21 protein-coding genes are annotated in these 17,272 nt (G+C 61.8%); all 21 read left to right on the top strand.

Features of this window, described 5'->3' with window-relative positions; translation table 11 throughout:
• The first annotated feature begins 120 nt into the window (after positions 1–120).
• On the top strand, positions 121–1,896 hold the full coding sequence (locus tag AC07N4_RS08810; RefSeq protein WP_493065372.1) for a phage tail tape measure protein: 1,776 nt from the start codon (positions 121–123) through the stop codon (positions 1,894–1,896).
• On the top strand, positions 1,883–3,118 hold the full coding sequence (locus AC07N4_RS08805) for a DNA circularization protein (protein WP_493065373.1): 1,236 nt from the start codon (positions 1,883–1,885) through the stop codon (positions 3,116–3,118). The genes AC07N4_RS08810 and AC07N4_RS08805 overlap by 14 nt, the downstream gene beginning before the upstream one ends.
• Positions 3,119–3,121: 3 nt before the next feature.
• Positions 3,122–4,165: a phage baseplate assembly protein gene (locus AC07N4_RS08800; RefSeq protein ID WP_493065374.1), complete on the top strand. Its 1,044-nt coding sequence runs from the start codon at positions 3,122–3,124 to the stop codon at positions 4,163–4,165.
• Positions 4,166–4,193: 28 nt separating this feature from the next.
• Entirely contained in the window at positions 4,194–4,703 is a 510-nt protein-coding gene (locus AC07N4_RS08795; protein ID WP_096819585.1) for a phage baseplate assembly protein V, read from the top strand.
• Positions 4,703–5,101 (top strand): phage GP46 family protein, encoded by a 399-nt coding sequence (locus AC07N4_RS08790; RefSeq protein ID WP_096819584.1) that lies wholly within the window; start codon positions 4,703–4,705, stop codon positions 5,099–5,101. The genes AC07N4_RS08795 and AC07N4_RS08790 overlap by 1 nt, the downstream gene beginning before the upstream one ends.
• A complete protein-coding gene (locus AC07N4_RS08785) occupies positions 5,091–6,134 on the top strand; it encodes a baseplate J/gp47 family protein (protein WP_493065375.1) in 1,044 nt (347 codons plus the stop codon). The genes AC07N4_RS08790 and AC07N4_RS08785 overlap by 11 nt, the downstream gene beginning before the upstream one ends.
• The gene (locus tag AC07N4_RS08780) at positions 6,122–6,721 is read left to right on the top strand and encodes a YmfQ family protein (protein ID WP_096819582.1); all 600 of its coding nucleotides are present in this window, start codon (positions 6,122–6,124) and stop codon (positions 6,719–6,721) included. The genes AC07N4_RS08785 and AC07N4_RS08780 overlap by 13 nt, the downstream gene beginning before the upstream one ends.
• Before the next feature lie 11 nt (positions 6,722–6,732).
• Positions 6,733–7,884, top strand: a complete 1,152-nt coding sequence (locus AC07N4_RS08775) for a phage tail protein (RefSeq protein WP_493065376.1) — start codon at positions 6,733–6,735, stop codon at positions 7,882–7,884.
• Complete coding sequence (locus tag AC07N4_RS08770; RefSeq protein WP_493065377.1) at positions 7,881–8,396, top strand: phage tail protein; 516 nt, start codon at positions 7,881–7,883, stop codon at positions 8,394–8,396. The genes AC07N4_RS08775 and AC07N4_RS08770 overlap by 4 nt, the downstream gene beginning before the upstream one ends.
• Before the next feature lie 129 nt (positions 8,397–8,525).
• Positions 8,526–9,617 (top strand): phage tail protein, encoded by a 1,092-nt coding sequence (locus AC07N4_RS08765; RefSeq protein WP_102621397.1) that lies wholly within the window; start codon positions 8,526–8,528, stop codon positions 9,615–9,617.
• A gap of 10 nt (positions 9,618–9,627) precedes the next feature.
• Positions 9,628–10,194, top strand: coding sequence for a tail fiber assembly protein (locus tag AC07N4_RS08760; protein WP_102621396.1), 567 nt, complete (start codon positions 9,628–9,630; stop codon positions 10,192–10,194).
• A gap of 22 nt (positions 10,195–10,216) precedes the next feature.
• Complete coding sequence (locus tag AC07N4_RS08755) at positions 10,217–11,143, top strand: glycine-rich domain-containing protein (RefSeq protein WP_102621395.1); 927 nt, start codon at positions 10,217–10,219, stop codon at positions 11,141–11,143.
• Positions 11,143–11,610 (top strand): phage tail assembly chaperone, encoded by a 468-nt coding sequence (locus AC07N4_RS08750; protein ID WP_096819576.1) that lies wholly within the window; start codon positions 11,143–11,145, stop codon positions 11,608–11,610. The genes AC07N4_RS08755 and AC07N4_RS08750 overlap by 1 nt, the downstream gene beginning before the upstream one ends.
• A gap of 41 nt (positions 11,611–11,651) precedes the next feature.
• Positions 11,652–12,572, top strand: a complete 921-nt coding sequence (locus AC07N4_RS08745; protein WP_096819575.1) for a gp53-like domain-containing protein — start codon at positions 11,652–11,654, stop codon at positions 12,570–12,572.
• Positions 12,573–12,574: 2 nt separating this feature from the next.
• On the top strand, positions 12,575–13,015 hold the full coding sequence (locus tag AC07N4_RS08740) for a phage tail assembly chaperone (RefSeq protein ID WP_493065378.1): 441 nt from the start codon (positions 12,575–12,577) through the stop codon (positions 13,013–13,015).
• 12 nt (positions 13,016–13,027) lie between these two features.
• Positions 13,028–14,197, top strand: coding sequence for a glycine-rich domain-containing protein (locus AC07N4_RS08735; RefSeq protein ID WP_493065379.1), 1,170 nt, complete (start codon positions 13,028–13,030; stop codon positions 14,195–14,197).
• On the top strand, positions 14,197–14,451 hold the full coding sequence (locus tag AC07N4_RS08730; protein WP_096819572.1) for a hypothetical protein: 255 nt from the start codon (positions 14,197–14,199) through the stop codon (positions 14,449–14,451). The genes AC07N4_RS08735 and AC07N4_RS08730 overlap by 1 nt, the downstream gene beginning before the upstream one ends.
• Before the next feature lie 33 nt (positions 14,452–14,484).
• Positions 14,485–15,048 (top strand): glycoside hydrolase family 19 protein, encoded by a 564-nt coding sequence (locus AC07N4_RS08725; RefSeq protein ID WP_096819571.1) that lies wholly within the window; start codon positions 14,485–14,487, stop codon positions 15,046–15,048.
• Positions 15,030–15,560, top strand: coding sequence for a lysis system i-spanin subunit Rz (locus tag AC07N4_RS08720; RefSeq protein ID WP_493065380.1), 531 nt, complete (start codon positions 15,030–15,032; stop codon positions 15,558–15,560). Before AC07N4_RS08725 ends, AC07N4_RS08720 begins: the two co-directional genes overlap by 19 nt.
• Before the next feature lie 68 nt (positions 15,561–15,628).
• Positions 15,629–16,129, top strand: coding sequence for a CinA family protein (locus AC07N4_RS08715; RefSeq protein ID WP_493065381.1), 501 nt, complete (start codon positions 15,629–15,631; stop codon positions 16,127–16,129).
• 83 nt (positions 16,130–16,212) lie between these two features.
• On the top strand, positions 16,213–17,271 hold the full coding sequence (recA, locus tag AC07N4_RS08710) for a recombinase RecA (protein WP_003222269.1): 1,059 nt from the start codon (positions 16,213–16,215) through the stop codon (positions 17,269–17,271).
• The last annotated feature ends 1 nt before the right edge of the window (position 17,272 follow it).

Here is a 17,272-nt window from a genome sequence, read left to right as displayed (position 1 = left end):
CTATGACCTGGCCTGGTTCTGGAAGGTTGACCCCGAACAGATGATGGCCAGGCCACTGGATGTGCTCCGCGAATCGCTGGAGCACGCGCAACGGATCAATGCGATGCAGCAGGTGCAGTGATGGCAGACGAAGAAAAGAAAGAGAAAACCTCGGTGCTGCTGACGGGCATCGATGAACTGTCGCCCAAGCTCGGTGCCCTGCGAGTAAAGGTCGAGAGCTTCAAGAAAAACCTCGAACAGACCGGCCTCGGCAAACTGGACATCAGCGGTCTGTTCAAGGGCGGCAGCGTGATTACGCCGTTCGTGGACGGCATCAAATCGGCTGCTGCGTTTCAGGGCAAGTTGACCGAAGTCAGCGAAACGGCGAAAACCGTCGATCTGCCGGAAACACCGAAAGCCGCCGCGCAGAACATGAACGTGTTCAGTGCGTCGATGGAAAAGGTCTCCGCCGCGGTGGACGCCGCACTGGTGCCGGCCGTGGGGGCGTTGGTGGTCGGGCTGGAACCGGTGCTGACCCAGGTCGGCAGCCTGCTGGCCGACAACCCGAAACTGGTCGAAGGGCTGGCAGCGGGGGCGATTGCGTTTTCTGCCATGCAAACCGCCGTCACCGGTGCGACACAGGTGTTCGACGTGATGAGCATGGTGCTCAAGACCAATCCGATCATGTTGATCGCCATGGGCATTGCCGTGGCGGCCGGTTTGATCGTGGCCAACTGGACACCGATTTCCGCGTTCTTCACCGGATTGTGGGAGGGCGTGAAAAACGCCGGGGCGAGTGCAATGGCGACGTTGCGTTCGGTGCTCGACTGGCGGCCGCTGGAGGCACTGGCGGCGCTGTGGGAACCGGTCACGGGTTTCTTCTCGGGGATCTGGGACAAGGTCAAGGCTGTGACCGCGCCTGTGATCGACTTCTTCAAGTCGGTTTTCTCGTGGTCGCCCGCAGGCCTGATCCTGGAAAACTGGGGGCCGTTGACCGGTCTGTTTTCGGCGATCTGGGAATTGCTCAAGGCCTTGAGTGTGCCGGTGATGTCGTTCCTCAAAGGTCTGTTCGACTGGACGCCGCTGGGCATGATCATCAACAACTGGGGCGCGATCACCGGCTTCTTCGCCTCGATCTGGGCCTCGCTGCAACCGGCGGCGCAAGCCATCAAGGATTTCTTCGGCACCTTGTTCGACTATTCCCCGCTGGGGATGATCGTCAACAACTGGGGCGCCATCGTGACGTTCTTCGAACCGATCTGGGCCACGCTGCAAGCCTCGGCACAGCAGGTCAAAAGCTTCTTCCAGAGCCTGTTCGAATGGTCGCCGCTGGAGCAGATCGCCCAGTACTGGCAGCCGATCAGCGAAGTGTTTTCGGCGCTGTGGGGCGTGGTGCAGGCGCTGGCCGCACCGGTACTGGAGTTCCTGCACAACATGTTCGAATGGACACCGTTGGGGCAGATCATCAAGAACTGGGGACCGATCACCGAGTGGTTCGGCGAGTTGTGGCAAAAGCTGCAAACCGTCATCGCTCCGATCAAGGAACTGTTCGACGGTGGCTTCGCCGGGCTGATCGCCAAGGTCACCGGCAAGGTCGAAACCCTGACCCAGGCGCAACGCCAGACCAATGCCGAAGGCAAGGGTGAACTGGCGCCGGCATTCTTCGGAGCCAGCTCGAAACCCGAGGGCGGCAGTGCGTTGCAGGGCGGTTCTTTGCCGCAATCTTCTGGCGCACTGATCCAGCAAAGCGCTGCCAACAACCGTACGCAGCTCGAAGGCGGCCTGACGGTGCGCTTCGAAAATGCACCGGCGGGGTTGCGCACCGATCAACCGCAAACCAATCAACCGGGGCTGGCGCTCAGTTCGCGCATCGGCTATCGCTCGCTATCGGCAGGAGGTTCCAATGAACTGGCGTGACCGTTTGTTGCCGGCATCCTTTCGCGGTGTCGGCTTCTGGATCGACCAGGCGAAAACCCCGGTCGGTCGCAAGGGGCAGTTGCACGAATACCCGCAACGCGACCTGCCGTTTTTCGAGGATCTCGGCCAGCAGGCCAAGACCCACGACCTGACGGCGTTCATCATCGGTGCCGATTGCCTGGAGCAGCGCGACAAGCTGCTCCAGGCGCTGGAACAGGGTAGCGGCGAACTGGTGCACCCGTGGCTGGGACGTTTGCAGGTCAAGGTCGGCGAGTGCGACATGACCCACACCCGCCAGGATGGCGGGATGGTGACCTTCAGCCTGAAGTTCTACCCGGACCGGCCGCTGCCGTTTCCCACGGCGACGGTCAGCACGCAAAAAGTCCTGCTGATCAAGGCCGACGGTTTGCTCGGTTCGGCGGTGGCGCGCTTCGAACAGGCGATGACCCTGATCAAGGCGGCGCGGATCGGCATCGCCAATCTGCGCAACAGCCTGACCGGCGTGTATGACGTGATCAAGGAGCAGCTCAAACCGCTGATCGCGCAGTACAAGCAGATCACCGAACTGGTCAGGGCCGTCAAGGAACTGCCCAAGGAAGTGGCGGCGGAATTCAAGGGGCTGCTCGGCGATATCAAAGAGCTGAAGGAATTCGCGAAGGAGGGCTACCGTGGCGTGATTGCCGACGTGTCCCAACAACTCGAAGCCATCCGCAAGGCTGATGCACCGAAAATCACCACCGGCAAGGACACCAACGCTGCCGCGCAAGCGATGGCCAACCTGGTGCAGGACACCCTGATCGTCAAAGTCGCGCAGTGGGTTGCCTCGATGCCAGTGGCGTCGACGCCGGTGAAACTGAACTCGACACCTTCGCTGGATCAGCAATCGAAGCAGCCGATCACTCGTCAGGAAGTCCCGGTCACCGACGATCTGCAAGCGCTGCAAAAAGAGCTGAATGAAGCGCTGCAAAAGGCCCAGGACAAGGCCGACCCCGCGCACTACCAGGCCATCGCCGATGTGAAGGAAGCGCTGATCGCGCACCTCAAGGCTGTGGCTTCATCCGGTGTGCGACTGGTCAGCAAAACTTTCCAGGAAACCTTTCCAGCGGTGGTCGTGGCCTACAAACAGTTTGGCGACGCCACGCGGGTGACCGAGGTCATTCAGCGCAACGGTCTGTCTCATCCGAGCTTCGCACCCAACGAAGTCAAAGTTTCCAGGGAGTGAGCCATGAACGAGACTGACAATCGCGTGACGCTGACCGTCGGCGACATGGAATACGGCGGCTGGAAAAGCGTGCAGATCACCGCGGACCTGGAGCGCCAGTTCCGCACCTTCAAACTCGACATCACCTGGCAATGGCCGGGGCAGACCGTGGATCAGCGGATCAAGGCCGGCGACCCGTGCGAAGTGCGGATCGGCAAGGATCTGGTGCTCACCGGTTATGTGTTCAAGGCCCCGATCAGCTATGACGGACGGCAGATCAGCCTGAGTATCGAGGGCAGCTCCAAGACCCAGGATCTGGTGGATTGTGCGGCGCGAAACAACCCCGGCCAATGGCAGGATCAGTCGTTGTTGAACATCGTCCAGGCCCTGGCCATGGAGTACGCGTTGATGGTGGTCAACGAAATTCCCGAGACCGCACGCCTGAGCAAACACACGATCGTGCCGGGTGAAACGGTGTTTCAGTCGATCGACCGTTTGCTCTCGCTGTACCGGGTGTTTTCCACCGATGACGCCGAAGGCCGGCTGGTGCTCGCCAAACCGGGCAGCGGCGGCCGCGCCAGCGATGCACTGGAGCTGGGCAAGAACATTCTCTCGGCCAATGCACCGATGGATTTCAGCCAGGTGTTCTCTGAATACCGGGTGATCGGCCAGCAGAAGGGCAACGACAAGAAGAGCGGGGCAGCGGTCAGCGAAGTGGAATCGGTGGCGGCCGACCTGAGCTTCAAGCGCCGGCGTACCACGATCATCAACGAAGGCTCGCAACTGACCTTCGAACTGGCCCAGCAACGGGCCCAATGGGAAAGCGCAACCCGTATGGGCCGGGCGCTGACCACCACTTATCAGGTGCAGGGCTGGCGTCAGTCCAACGGTGACCTGTGGCGTCACAACACCCTGGTGCGGGTCAAGGATCCGGTGCTCGGGTTCGATGAAGACATGCTGATTTCCAAGGTGACGTACTCGTTGTCGGCGCAAGGCTCGGTGACCACCCTGCAAGTGGCGCCGCCGCATACCTTCGATGCCAATCCGATGCCTCCGAAAAAAACCTGAGCCCGACCCCGCCCTCCAAGGAAACCCTATGAGCCTACTGACACGCCTGCTGGCGCGCGGCACTGTCGTGCTCGCCAGTTCGGCCTCCAAGCTGCAATCGCTGCAAATGCGCCTCACCGCCGGTGAAGTGAATGACGACATGGAGCACTTCGAACCCTACGGCTTCACCAGCCATCCGCTGGCCGGTGCCGAAGGCGTCGTCACGTTTCTGGGCGGTGATCGTTCCCACGCCATTGCCCTGGTGGTCGCCGACCGCCGTTATCGCCTTCAATCGCTGGCGGCCGGCGAGGTGGCGATCTACACCGACGAAGGCGACAAGATTCACTTCAAGCGTGGTCGGATCATCGACATCGAAACCTCCACCCTCAACATCCGCGCCAGCACCGCCGTGAACTTCGAGACGCCGGTGATCAACCAGACCGGCAAGATCGTTTCCAAAGGCGATCAGCTGGCTGGCGGCATCAGCCAGATCAAGCACGTGCACGTTGGCGTGCAGGCGGGCAGCGGCCAGACCGGCGCGCCGGCGGGAGGTCAGTGATGCTTTTCAGTCAGAACCTTCACGCCGCGCTGACCCGTTCAGTGCTGATCAGCCTGTTCTCCTGGCGCCGTGCGGCCGACGACGATGCCCTCGACGACGAGGAGCGTTACGGCTGGTGGGGCGACACCTTTCCGACCGTAGCCGACGACCGCATCGGTTCGCGGTTGTGGCTGCTGCGCCGGGTCAAGCTGACCCGACAGACCCAGATGGACGCCGAGTTTTATGCCCGCGAAGCCTTGCAGTGGCTGATCGACGACGGCCATTGCAGCGCCATCGACATCATCAGCGAACGCCTCGACGCCCAGCGCCTGAACCTGCGTACGGTCCTGACCCTGGCCGACGGCGAACGTCTGGACATCAACCCCGATAACAGTTGGCAGGTGATCTATGCCGTTTGAAACCCCTTCGCTGCCGGTGCTGATCAAGCGCACCCAAAGCGACCTGGCCGGCGATTCGCTGCGCCAGTCCGATGCGCAAGTCCTGGCCCGCACACTCGGCGGCGCCGCCTATGGCCTGTACGGCTACCTCGACTGGATTGCCGAGCAGATCCTGCCCGACACCGCCGATGAATCCACCCTGGAACGCATCGCCGCGCTGCGCCTGAACCAGCCGCGCAAACCGGCACAGGTGGCCACCGGCAACGTCAGCTTCAACGCGACGGCGGGCGCGGTGCTGGACGTCGATACGTTGCTGCAGTCGAGCGACGGTCGCACCTTCAAAGTCACTGCCGCGCGCACTACCGTCAATGGCGTCAACAGCACCTCCATCGCAGCGCTTGATGCCGGGAGTCTTGGCAATGTCGAGGCCGGTCTGGCGCTGACGCCAGTGCAGCCGATCACCGGTGTGGTTGGCAACAGCTTTGTGGTGCTGGCGCCGGGGCTCAATGGCGGGGTGGCGCGGGAAAGCCTGGAGTCGCTGCGCTCGCGGGTGATCCGCTCCTATCGCGTCATCCCCCACGGTGGTTCGGCCAGCGACTATGAGACCTGGGCGCTGGAAGTGCCGGGCGTGACGCGCGCCTGGTGCCGGGGCGGCTTTCTCGGGCCAGGCACCGTTGGCGTCTACATCATGCGCGACGACGATCCGCAACCGGTGCCGAATGCCGATCAACTGGCCGAAGTGCAGGCTTACATCGAGCCGCTGCGCCCGGTGACCGCCGAAGTGCATGTGCTCCCGCCAGTGCAGAAACCGGTGACCTATCAACTGAAGCTGACGCCCGATACCACCGCGGTGCGCGCCGCTGTCGAAACCCAGTTGCGCGACCTGCACAACCGCGAGGCTGACCTCGGCGCGGATCTGTTGATCAGTCATATCCGCGAAGCGATCAGCAGCGCGGCGGGTGAAACCGATCACGTGCTTTCGGCCCCGGTGGCGAACGTCGCGGCAGGCGACAGCGAACTGCTCACCTTCGGAGGTTGCGTATGGGGGGCATAAGAACCGCCGCGCAATACCAGGCGCAATTGCGTGCCTTGCTGCCTTCGGGACCTGCGTGGGATCCGGAGCGAGTGCCGGAACTCGATGAAGTGCTGCAAGGCGTCGCCGTCGAACTGGCACGCCTCGACGCCCGCGCGGCCGACCTGCTCAACGAGATGGACCCGGCCGGTGTCAGCGAACTGGTGCCGGACTGGGAGCAGGTGATGAACCTGCCCGACCCGTGCCTGGGCGCCACACCGCTGTTCGACGACCGTCGCCTCGCTGTACGCCGCCGCTTGTTGGCGGTCGGCAGCCAAGCCGTCGGCTACTACCTGGAAATCGCCAAAAGCCAGGGTTACCCCAACGCCACCATCACCGAGCTCGAAGCCCCGCGCATGGGCCGTTCGCGTTTCGGCGCCGCGCACTGGGGCACCTGGGAAGCGCAGTTCATGTGGACGCTCAACACCGGCGGCCGCCTGCTGCTCGGTCGGCGTTTCGGTGCGAGTTACTGGGGCGAGCGCTTCGGCGTGAACCCGGGCTCGGCGCTCGAATGCATGATCCATCGGGCAGCACCGGCGCACACCAAGGTGCACATCAATTATGACTAGGGAATAACGCAATGGATTATCCGAAGAGTGTGCCCAGCGCCGGTCTGGTGAATGGGAAGTTTGTCGATGAAAACCCGCTGACCGGAACGCCGGGATCGTTGATTCCGGCGGACTGGGGCAACAGCGTCACGCAGGAAATCCTCAGCGTGATCAAGGCCGGGGATCTGACCCCGGACGAGAAGAAATACGATCAGTTGCTGCAGGCTATTCAGACGGTGACGGCCAAGGGCTGGAATCTGGATTCGGCGTTGCCGATCGGGTCTTTGCCTGCGGCAACCGTGGCCACAGCGGACGGGCGTCTGGCGGTGACGCCAGCCGCGGTGTCGACCAGTGGCGGCCGAGTATCGATCCCGGCAGGCGTATTGGTCAGCCTCGGACAGGAAGTCGTGGCAGGGCAGTTGGGGCGTTCGCGTACGTTCACCACTCAGGCCTGGAGCAGTGCCGACCTGCTGCCGAGTTCGGGTTACTTTCTGCGCGCTCAGGTGATTGGCGGTGCGCTGACCTTTTACATGCAGCGCGGCACAGTCTATGACGCGACACCGGAAGGTTTGAAGGGCACGGTAAATGGCGCAGCGGGTGGTGGCTTCCAGTCGACGCCGCTGGATATCTGTCTGGCCTGGGTTGTCACCGCCGGACCCGGTTCGGTGCCGACTGTCAGGCTGATCTACAACCGAAGCCGGTTGTCGTGGACGCAGACGGTCAATGGCAATGGAGTGGTGTATCTGCCGCTGGATCCACATGCGCGAGCGGCGCGTCTGGTGGTGGGCAATCCCACGCCGCACCCGACCGGCATCACCAGTGTGAACTTCGCGCCGGGCGGATGGCTGGGTGGCAACTATTGCTTCCTCAACCCGACCGTGGGCACCTCCAGCAACTGGGATGGCTGGGCAACGGCCGGTGGCGCCGCGCTTATTTTCTCCAGCAACGTGGTCAGCGATACGACGGTTTCGACATTGACCGCCAGCTTCGACCATAACGAATTGCGCTCACTGTGGCAGGCGTATCAGGCCGAACATACCTGGGGCGCGGGCAATGCCGCCAGTGACGAATTGCTGTTCAGCATGGGGCTCAAGAGCGTCGGTCCGGCCGATTACGCCAGCGGCATCGCGGTCAACTTTGCCGCCGCCGTCAATGTGAATTTTTCCTGGGAGTTGATCCGATGATCATCATTCATGAACTGCATCAGTTCGAGGAAGGCTTGCGTCCTGCACAACCCTCCACCGCACATGTCTGGGATGGCGAGAAGTGGGAGCTGAGTGACGACAGAGTCGCCGCACTGCAGCAGGAAGAAACCGAACGTCTGTGCGTCAATCTCGATGCAGTCGCCGACAGCGCACGCACCGCACTGGCCGGTGACCCGCTCAAAGCCCTCGAGTACGCCCAGGCGGCGATCGACGCTCAGGCCTATCAGGACGCCGGTTACCCGAAAAAGGAAGTGCCGCTGTCCGTCGCTGCTTGGGTCGCCAAGGGTCGGTCGGCAAAACAGTCGGCCGAGCAGATCCTCGACAAGGCTGCCCAACTCAGCGAGAACCTGCTGACCTTGCGCACCTTGCGCCTGAAAGCCAAGACCCAGATCCGCGCGTACGCGAGCAAGGGCCAGATGGATCAGGCTCGCGCTGCCGCTGATGAGGCACTGCTGGCCATTCGCGAATTGACCGGCAACTCGACCCGGTAATCGCAACTTGCTGCACCCAAGCCCACTTCGTTGTGGGCTTTTTATTTTCAGGAACAGAAGCGTTTGCGCCGTTGCGAAAGCCTTCGCGCCGCCACGTTTCATTTGTCATGACAGAGGAACGAACATCCAATGGATTATCCAAAGAGCGTCCCCAGCGTTGGCCTGGTCGACGGCCGCTTCGTCGATGAAAACCCGGTGGCGGGAACGCCCGGGTCGTTGATACCGGCGGTGTGGGGCAACAGCGTTACACAAGAAATTCTCAGCGTGATTACCGGCGCCGGGATGACTGCCGCCGAGGCTGATACCGGGCAGTTGTTCAAGGCCATTCAGTCGGTTGTCGGTAATGCCAGTCCGATGCGTTCGGTCATCACACGGTTGGCTGCTTCCAAAACACTGACCGGGCAAGAGCTTGGCCTGGTGCTGATCGACGGCAGTCCCGGTGCCTTGACGCTGGTGTTGCCTCCCGCCGACGTCGCTCTTGGCGTGCGTGACGTGATTGTTCGTCGCGTGGACAACAGCGGAAACCGTATGGTCATCCAGGCCTCCGGCACTGACCGCATACGCTTTCACACCCATCTCTCGCCGAGTGGTTATCCATTCTTCGTATTGATGGGCGGCGGTGACTGGTGGCATTTGCGCAGCGACGGTGCTGGCAGTTGGTGGCCTGTGGGGCGCTTCGACAACACGCCACTGGGGCGGCCGTTTTTTGAAACCACCATCGTGCTCAGTCCCGGTGGATACGGCGCGCTGAACGGCACGCTGATGAATCGTGCCGAATGGCCCTGGCTGTGGGACCACGCGCAGCGCTCCGGAATGCTCAATACCGAAGCCACCCGCGTGGGCAACGAGGGCAACTGGACGCCGGGTGATGGTGCTCTGACATTTCGAGGCCCGGAGTTGCGTGGCGAGTTCCTGCGCGTACTGGACGAAGGCCGCAACGTCGACTCGGGCCGCATGATGGGCAGCAACCAGGCGGGTACGGTGCACTCGTATGCCATGGGGGCTCAGGGCGCGGGAGCCATTGGCTCACGTTGGTCTGACAGTCTGGCGGCGGTCGGCGCGCAGACTCACGAAACGAAAACCTACTCCACGCCTACCAACGGAGGCCCGATCTACCCCGCCGGCACCAGCTATCAGATGGATACGGCCAACACGCTTTTGTATTCCTTCTCATCTCGTCCCCGCAACGTTGCCTATCCCGGCCGCATGAAAGTCATCTGAGGTCTTTTCAATGTTCAATTATCTGGTCGATGACGCTGGCGCTCTGGTGGGGCCGGTGGAGTTTTTCGTGACGCCCGGAATCGGCGTTCAATTACCTGCCAATGCCGTTCAACTGGCTTACGAGTTGCCGGCGGCAGAGCAGGGGCGCACGTGGGCGATGGCCAACGGCGTTCCGCGTGAACTGATTGATCTGCGCGGCATCGTGTACCGCAAGGACAACGGTGCCCAGCAGACCTGGAGCGAATTGGGTGCGCTGACGGATGAGTTCACCGCGGAACCTTGCCCGGACGAGTTTCATGTCTGGCAGGACAACGCGTGGGTGCTCGATGAGCAACGACACCGGACGGATCTCACTACCAAAGTCCTCAATCAACGCGACACGCTGCTGCGCGACGCCGTCCTGCGCATTGCCCCCCTGCAATACGCCGAAGACATCGGTGATGCCAGCCACGAAGAACAGTTGCAACTGCTTGAGTGGAAGCTCTACAGCGTCGAGCTGAACCGCATCGAAAAGCAGACCGGTTTCCCCGGCGAAATCACCTGGCCGGCTGTGCCCGGCACAACCGTCACCAGCTGATTGCAGCACAGGAAGCAGCGCAATGGACTATCCGAAAAGCATTCCCGGCGTCGGCCTGGTCGACGGTGGTTTTATCGATGAAAACCCCGTTGCCGGCACGCCCGGGTCGTTGATCCCCGCCGCCTGGGGCAACAGTGTCACGCAAGAAATTCTCAACGCCATCAAGGCGGCCGGACTGACGCCGGACGAGACCAAGACCAACCAATTGGCAACGGCCATTGGCGCCCTGGTCGACTTCACCAAACTGAAGAACACCCCGACCACGCTGGCGGGCTACGGCATCACCGATGCCGTGGGGCGGTTGCTGGCGGTCCGGCAGATCGACGCGGTCGGGATCACGGTTTACAAGCCGAACCCGCGAGCCAGACGGATTCGCGTGCGGCTGGTCGGGGCGGGTGGTTCGGGGGGCGGATGTGCACCCATCCCGGCGACTAATTTAGGCATTGGCGGTGGCGGCGGGGCGGGCGCTTATGGGGAAAGCCTGTATGACGTCACGCCGGAAATGCTGACCGGTGTTCCGGTCACTCTGGGCGCCGGCGGTGCCCCACGTAACGCGGTTGGCCTGGCCGGTGGCGGCGCTTCTTTCGGTTCCTACCTGAGTGTTTCGGGAGGCATGGGCGGGCAGACGATTACCGTCCTGACGTCCCCAACGGCGTCCGGCTTTGTGCAAGGCGGTTCGGGAGGGCAAGTCGTTACGGGCGGCAACCTCTGCAGTGCTCGGGGCATCACCGGCACCTTTGCGATGTACAACGGCAACTGGGGAATGCTCTGCGGGGGCGGAGGCCCCAGCCCGTTCGATGGCGGTGCGCCGCTGATAGGTGTGAACAGCATTGGTATTGCCGGTGTTCGTGGCTCGGGAGGAAGTGGTTCGTGCTCGAACAATGCATCCGCATCAGTCGTGAGCGGCGCCGGTGGCAACGCCTTCTGTGAAATCTGGGAGTACGAGTAATGGCCCGTTATGCACGTATTGAAAACGGTGTCGCGGTCGAAGTGATCGACACCGGTGACTTCGCGATCGAACAACTGTTCGCGCCTGCGTTTGTCGCGGCGATGGTACCGGTGCCCGAAGGCGTCAACGTCGAAATCGGCGCGTCGATGGACGAGACAGCTCCCGCCATCGAGCCTGCGTACGAACCGCAAAACCCTGTTGTCGCCAAGGCCCCCGAGGTTGAGGAAAACCAGCCTCTGGCGGCGGAGCGTACCTGGCGTCAGTCGGCTCTCGCAGCCACCGAATGGCGGGTCACCCGCCACCGCGATGAGCAGGAATTGGGACGCGGGACAACGCTCAAGGCCCAGCAGTACCTGGAGCTGCTCGAGTACCGCCAGGCATTGCGCGACTGGCCTGGTTCCGGCGCATATCCGTCATCCGTTTCGCGGCCCTCAGCACCGCAGTGGCTGGCCGGCGCGATTGGCTGAAGCCATCACGCAACCCATGTTTTCAGATAAGGAGATAAGCCTTGGACTATCCCAAGAGTGTACCCAGCGTCGGGCTGGTCAATGGACAGTTTGCCGATGAGGATCCGGTTGCCGGAAAACCCGGTTCGCTGATTCCGGCGGCGTGGGGCAATGGTGTCACGCAGGAAATTCTCAGCGTTGTTCAAGCCGCTGGCATGACGCCCAGCGAGGCGTCGAACAATCAGTTGCTGGGTGCGTTGCGCAGTTCCCGATTGTTTGCGACTCCGCCGCAGTTCGATACCGGAAAAGCGGTGGCCACGCCTGAGTTCGTGCAACGTGCGTTGGGTAACCATGCCAGTGCCCGGAGCCTGGTCGACACGACACAGCTCACGGCTGCAGATGTGGGGTGCGCATTCGGACTGGGTGGAAGCGCGGCTTACACCGTGACACTGCCTGAGGTTTCCAGTGTCCCCGATGGTGCCACTCTCAGTTTTCATTGCCTCAGCAACTCAGTCATCACGATCGCCAGTAAAACCGGAACACAAATCTGCCCGCAGGGTGCTTACTTGAGTTCGATCACGATCAACGGCGGTGAAAGCGCGCAGTTCGTGAAGGGCTATGGCATCTGGACGGTCCATGGCACTGCGAGCCTGAAATATTCAAACGCCTTTACCTTGCAGCTAGCCAGTGCCGGTTATCAAAAACTGCCCAGCGGTTTGATTCTGCAATGGGTTGTGGGTGGTTCTGACGCCAACGGCATCATGAGCCTGTCTTTGCCGGTCAGGTTCCAGACGGCGATCGTCGGCGGAGTGGCCGATGAGGGGAACCCGTCCGGCTGGAGCGCGGGCAACACGACTGTCTGGGCGTTTGATTCGACCCTTTCAACAACATCGGTAGCTGCGGCGCGGGTCAGGAATGTCGACGGCACGAGTGTGAGACCGGCACCCGGCATCATGGGCCGCATTCTGGTTTGGGGGCGATAACGATGAAGATCTATTTCTTTGCACAGACACTCGGATTTGATCGGGTCGAAAGCCCTTCTCCGGAGTTACCTGAAGGCGCCGTAGAAATCACCCACGCCCAATACGCCGAATTGTTTGCCGGGCAGGCAACGGGCAAGGTCATCAGCGCCAGTGCCAGTGGGCAACCCGTACTGACCGATCCGGTCATCTCCCCTGAGGCTGCGATCACTCATGAACGCGCATGGCGCAATGCTGTTCTTCGCGACACCCAATGGCTGGTATGGCGTGACGCTGAGGAGCTGGAAGTCGGCGACGGCACGACCCTGCGCGCCGAAGAGTTCAAACAGCTTCTCGCCTATCGGCAGGCATTGCGCGACTGGCCCAACGATCCGGAGTTTCCTGATCCGCAAGCTCGTCCGGTAGAGCCCGACTGGCTTGAAGGCTTGCTGCACAACGGAAACTGAGGAGATACAAACGTGGATTACCCGAAAAGCGTTCCCGGCATAGGGCTGGTGAACGGCAAGTTCGTCAATGAAGACGTCGTTGGCGGGTTGCCGGGGTCGTTGATCCCCGCGACCTGGGGCAATGGCATCACCGATGAGCTGTTGAATGTCGTCAAGTCTGCGGGACTTGAGCCGAGCGAAAGCGATGCGACGCAGTTGCTGCAGGCGATCAGGAAAATCAGCCAGGCCGGTGCAGATAAACACGCAGCGGATATCGGCGCTGCCAATCTCTACATGGCCAATTATGTGCCGGCCATCACGACGTTGAAGGACGCTCTGGCGCTGCGTTTCACCGCAGGCAATGCCAACACCGGAGCGAGCACATTTGCACCGAATGGTCTTCTGCCCAAACCGCTATTGAGTCTGGCACAGAGTGCATTACGGCCAGCCGAGATTATTGGCGGCAGTGTGTGTTCGGTGGTGTATAGCGCCGCGCTGGACAGTTGGTTGCTGGTGTATGCCAGCGGTGGCAATGCCTTGAGTGGTCGTTTGTTGAATGTGAAGACATTTGCTGTCAGTGGTGTTTATACGCCGACCGTGGGGATGCGATCCGTATTGGTCAAAGTCGTGGGCGGCGGTGGCGGGAGTGCGGGTATTGCAGCGACCGGTGCGAATCAATATGCCGTCTCCGGTGGTGGTGCTTCCGGCAGTTACGCCGAGGCCCGGTTGCCGAGCGACAGGATCGGTGCGAGCCAGATCGTCACGATCGGTGCCGGTGGGGCTGCCGGAGCCGCACAGACGAACGGCGGCGTCGGGGGAACCAGCTCGCTGGGCTCGCTGGTATCGGCACCGGGAGGTCAGGGTTCCCTCTGGGTCGGTGTTGTTTCCGGATCGTCGGCAGGACTTTGTGTGGGCGGGTATCCCGGTGAAATTGCGTCCGGCGGGAACATCGTCAACTCAGCCGGGGCCCCGGGATCACCGGGCATCTCGGTCAATAGTTCGACGCTGGCGGGGCATGGTGGCAGCTCTCCGTTGGGCAGTGGTGGCCTCGGGTTCGGCACCACCGTCATTACCAGCTTCCCCGGCTACTCCGGCTCGGGATATGGATCCGGCGGCGGCGGGGTCGCAATTGGCCCCAATCTGGCTGGCAAATCAGGAACATCAGGTGCCCCTGGTGTCGTGATCATCTACGAGTACGCCTGATGAAAACCTACGCCCGCATCGTCAATGACACGGTGGTCGAGCTGTTCTCGACTGACGGAAACATGGTCGAGATGTTTCACCCGGATCTGCTCTGGGTCGATATCACCGAGATCACTCCAACACCGCAAATCGACTGGATGGCGAATTTCGGCACCCTCGGCTGGGTGTTTTCGTCGCAAGAAGACAGTGCCCCTGATGGCACCCTGAAAACCCTGGCAAAGAAATGGCTGACCGGTCTCGGTCGTCAGTCGTGATTCAATCGGAGCATCCAGGGAGGATTACGCATTATGCAAATTACAGAAGACAACCTTAAAACCATCATGCCCAACGCCCGCTCCCAAGCGGGCGTTTTTGTTTCACCGCTCAACGACGCCATGGCTCGCCATCGCATCGACGCACCCAAGCGCATTGCCGCGTTTCTCGCCCAGGTCGGGCATGAGTCCGGCCAATTGCAGTACGTGCGTGAACTGGGCAACAACCAATACCTGAGCAAGTACGACACCGGTACGCTGGCCTTGCGTCTTGGCAATACACCGGAAGTCGATGGCGACGGGCAGAAGTATCGCGGCCGCGGGCTGATCCAGATCACCGGCCGCACCAACTATCGCCAGTGCAGCCTCGGGCTGTTCGGCGATGAACGACTGCTGGCCTTGCCGGAGCTGCTGGAACAACCGCAATGGGCGGCCGAGTCCGCGGCGTGGTTCTGGGAGCAGAACGGCCTGAACGCACTGGCCGACCGTGATGAGTTCAACAGCATCACCCGGCGCATCAACGGCGGGTTGAACGGGTTGCAGGATCGGCTGGAGCTTTGGGGGCGGGCGAGGGCGGTGTTATGCCTGCCTTCAGTCTGAGTATCGGGCGGCTGCTCGGCCTGGTGCTGCTGGCAGCGGGAGCGGCGGCGCTGGCCTGGCAATTCCAGGACTGGCGTTACGGCCGCCAACTGGCTGAACGGGCGCGGCTGCACGCCGAAACCCTCAACCAAATGACCCTGGCGGCCGCCACTGCGCAACAGGCCGAGCAGGACAAGCGTCTGGCCCTGGAGCAACGGCTCACGGCCAGTGAGCAAACCCACTATCGAGCACTCAGCGATGCCCAACGTGATCAGGATCGCCTGCGCGATCGCCTTGCCACTGCTGATCTGCGCCTGTCAGTCCTCATCGACGCAGGCGACGCTGCCCAAGGCTGCGGTGTGCCAGCCGCCTCCGGCACCGGCGGCGTGGATCATGCAACCGTACGCGCCCGACTTGACCCGGCGCATGCTCAACGAATTGTCGCCATCACCGGTGAAGGCGACCGCGGACTGATTGCCCTGCAAGCCTGTCAGGCCTATATCAGGGCGCTGGCGCCTGCACATTTTGAATAAGCTTGTGTATTGAAAGCGCAACCGGCTCGTGTACGGTGGTAGACATTCCACCTGATCCGGAGAGTGCCGTGAAAGACCTCACCCAACTGGCGGCCGAACTTGGCCGACGCCTGCAGTTGCTCAATGCCCACGTCACCACGGCCGAGTCCTGCACCGGCGGCGGCATCGCTGAAGCGATTACCCGGATTCCGGGGAGTTCGGCATGGTTCGAGGCCGGTTATGTGACCTACTCCAACCGACAGAAAACCCAGCAACTGAACGTACCCGCCGAACTCTTCGGGACGGTGGGCGCCGTCAGTCGCGAGGTGGTCGAGGCGATGGTGCGCGGCGCGCAGAAACACAGCCGTGCGCGATTTGCCGTGGCGGTCAGCGGTGTGGCCGGGCCGGACGGCGGTTCGCCGAGCAAACCGGTGGGCACGGTATGGCTGGCTTGGGGTGTGGGCGATGCGGTTTCCAGCGAGGTGCAGCACTTCCCCGGCAATCGCGATGAAGTCCGCCGACAAACGGTGAAGGCCGCGCTAGAGGGGCTCCTGCGACTAGCGGCACGAGAAATCGAAAATCAGGGGTAGGCGATCCGCGAACGCTGTGGAATAATACTGGCTACTTATACAGGTGTTGGCCGTCAGGCCTTATTGATTACGTGAGGACTTTAATGGACGACAACAAGAAGAAAGCCTTGGCTGCGGCCCTGGGTCAGATCGAACGTCAATTCGGCAAGGGTGCCGTAATGCGTATGGGCGATCAGGATCGTCAGGCGATTCCGGCCATTTCCACCGGCTCTCTGGGTCTGGACATCGCGCTCGGCATCGGCGGCCTGCCAAAAGGTCGTATTGTTGAAATCTACGGTCCTGAATCTTCCGGTAAAACCACACTGACGCTGTCCGTGATCGCCCAGGCTCAAAAGGCCGGCGCGACCTGCGCCTTCGTCGACGCCGAACACGCCCTCGACCCCGAGTACGCCGGCAAACTGGGCGTCAACGTCGACGACCTGCTGGTTTCCCAGCCGGACACCGGCGAGCAGGCCCTGGAAATCACCGACATGCTGGTGCGCTCCAACGCCGTTGACGTGATCATCGTCGACTCCGTGGCTGCACTGGTGCCGAAGGCTGAAATCGAAGGTGAAATGGGTGACATGCACGTGGGCCTGCAAGCCCGTCTGATGTCCCAGGCGCTGCGTAAGATCACCGGTAACATCAAGAACGCCAACTGCCTGGTGATCTTCATCAACCAGATCCGCATGAAGATCGGTGTGATGTTCGGCAGCCCGGAAACCACCACCGGTGGTAACGCGCTGAAGTTCTACGCTTCGGTTCGTCTCGACATCCGCCGTACCGGCGCGGTGAAGGAAGGCGACGAAGTGGTCGGCAGCGAAACCCGCGTCAAGGTTGTGAAGAACAAGGTGGCTTCGCCGTTCCGTCAGGCCGAGTTCCAGATTCTTTACGGCAAGGGCATCTACCTGAACGGCGAGATGATCGATCTGGGCGTGCTGCACGGTTTCGTCGAGAAGTCCGGCGCCTGGTATGCCTACGAAGGCACCAAGATCGGTCAGGGCAAGGCCAACTCGGCCAAGTTCCTGGCAGACAACCCGGAAGTTGCGGCCAAGCTCGAGAAGCAACTGCGTGACAAGCTGCTGTCGCCAGCCGTGATCGCTGACTCCAAGGCATCTGCGGTCAAAGAGACCGAAGATGACCTGGCTGACGCTGACATCTGAT

This window comes from Pseudomonas sp. GW821-FHT09E04, from assembly GCF_059416185.1.
This window is presented reverse-complemented; position numbering and strand designations above follow the sequence as displayed.

Coding starts and splice junctions, on each gene's coding strand:
- AC07N4_RS08755 (WP_102621395.1), top strand. CDS start 10,217: ATGGACTATCCGAAAAGCATTCCCGGCGTCGGCCTGGTCGACGGTGGT.
- AC07N4_RS08790 (WP_096819584.1), top strand. CDS start 4,703: ATGCTTTTCAGTCAGAACCTTCACGCCGCGCTGACCCGTTCAGTGCTG.
- AC07N4_RS08750 (WP_096819576.1), top strand. CDS start 11,143: ATGGCCCGTTATGCACGTATTGAAAACGGTGTCGCGGTCGAAGTGATC.
- AC07N4_RS08775 (WP_493065376.1), top strand. CDS start 6,733: ATGGATTATCCGAAGAGTGTGCCCAGCGCCGGTCTGGTGAATGGGAAG.
- AC07N4_RS08780 (WP_096819582.1), top strand. CDS start 6,122: ATGGGGGGCATAAGAACCGCCGCGCAATACCAGGCGCAATTGCGTGCC.
- AC07N4_RS08765 (WP_102621397.1), top strand. CDS start 8,526: ATGGATTATCCAAAGAGCGTCCCCAGCGTTGGCCTGGTCGACGGCCGC.
- AC07N4_RS08800 (WP_493065374.1), top strand. CDS start 3,122: ATGAACGAGACTGACAATCGCGTGACGCTGACCGTCGGCGACATGGAA.
- AC07N4_RS08740 (WP_493065378.1), top strand. CDS start 12,575: ATGAAGATCTATTTCTTTGCACAGACACTCGGATTTGATCGGGTCGAA.
- AC07N4_RS08760 (WP_102621396.1), top strand. CDS start 9,628: ATGTTCAATTATCTGGTCGATGACGCTGGCGCTCTGGTGGGGCCGGTG.
- AC07N4_RS08720 (WP_493065380.1), top strand. CDS start 15,030: ATGCCTGCCTTCAGTCTGAGTATCGGGCGGCTGCTCGGCCTGGTGCTG.
- recA (WP_003222269.1), top strand. CDS start 16,213: ATGGACGACAACAAGAAGAAAGCCTTGGCTGCGGCCCTGGGTCAGATC.
- AC07N4_RS08805 (WP_493065373.1), top strand. CDS start 1,883: ATGAACTGGCGTGACCGTTTGTTGCCGGCATCCTTTCGCGGTGTCGGC.
- AC07N4_RS08770 (WP_493065377.1), top strand. CDS start 7,881: ATGATCATCATTCATGAACTGCATCAGTTCGAGGAAGGCTTGCGTCCT.
- AC07N4_RS08810 (WP_493065372.1), top strand. CDS start 121: ATGGCAGACGAAGAAAAGAAAGAGAAAACCTCGGTGCTGCTGACGGGC.
- AC07N4_RS08730 (WP_096819572.1), top strand. CDS start 14,197: ATGAAAACCTACGCCCGCATCGTCAATGACACGGTGGTCGAGCTGTTC.
- AC07N4_RS08795 (WP_096819585.1), top strand. CDS start 4,194: ATGAGCCTACTGACACGCCTGCTGGCGCGCGGCACTGTCGTGCTCGCC.
- AC07N4_RS08785 (WP_493065375.1), top strand. CDS start 5,091: ATGCCGTTTGAAACCCCTTCGCTGCCGGTGCTGATCAAGCGCACCCAA.
- AC07N4_RS08725 (WP_096819571.1), top strand. CDS start 14,485: ATGCAAATTACAGAAGACAACCTTAAAACCATCATGCCCAACGCCCGC.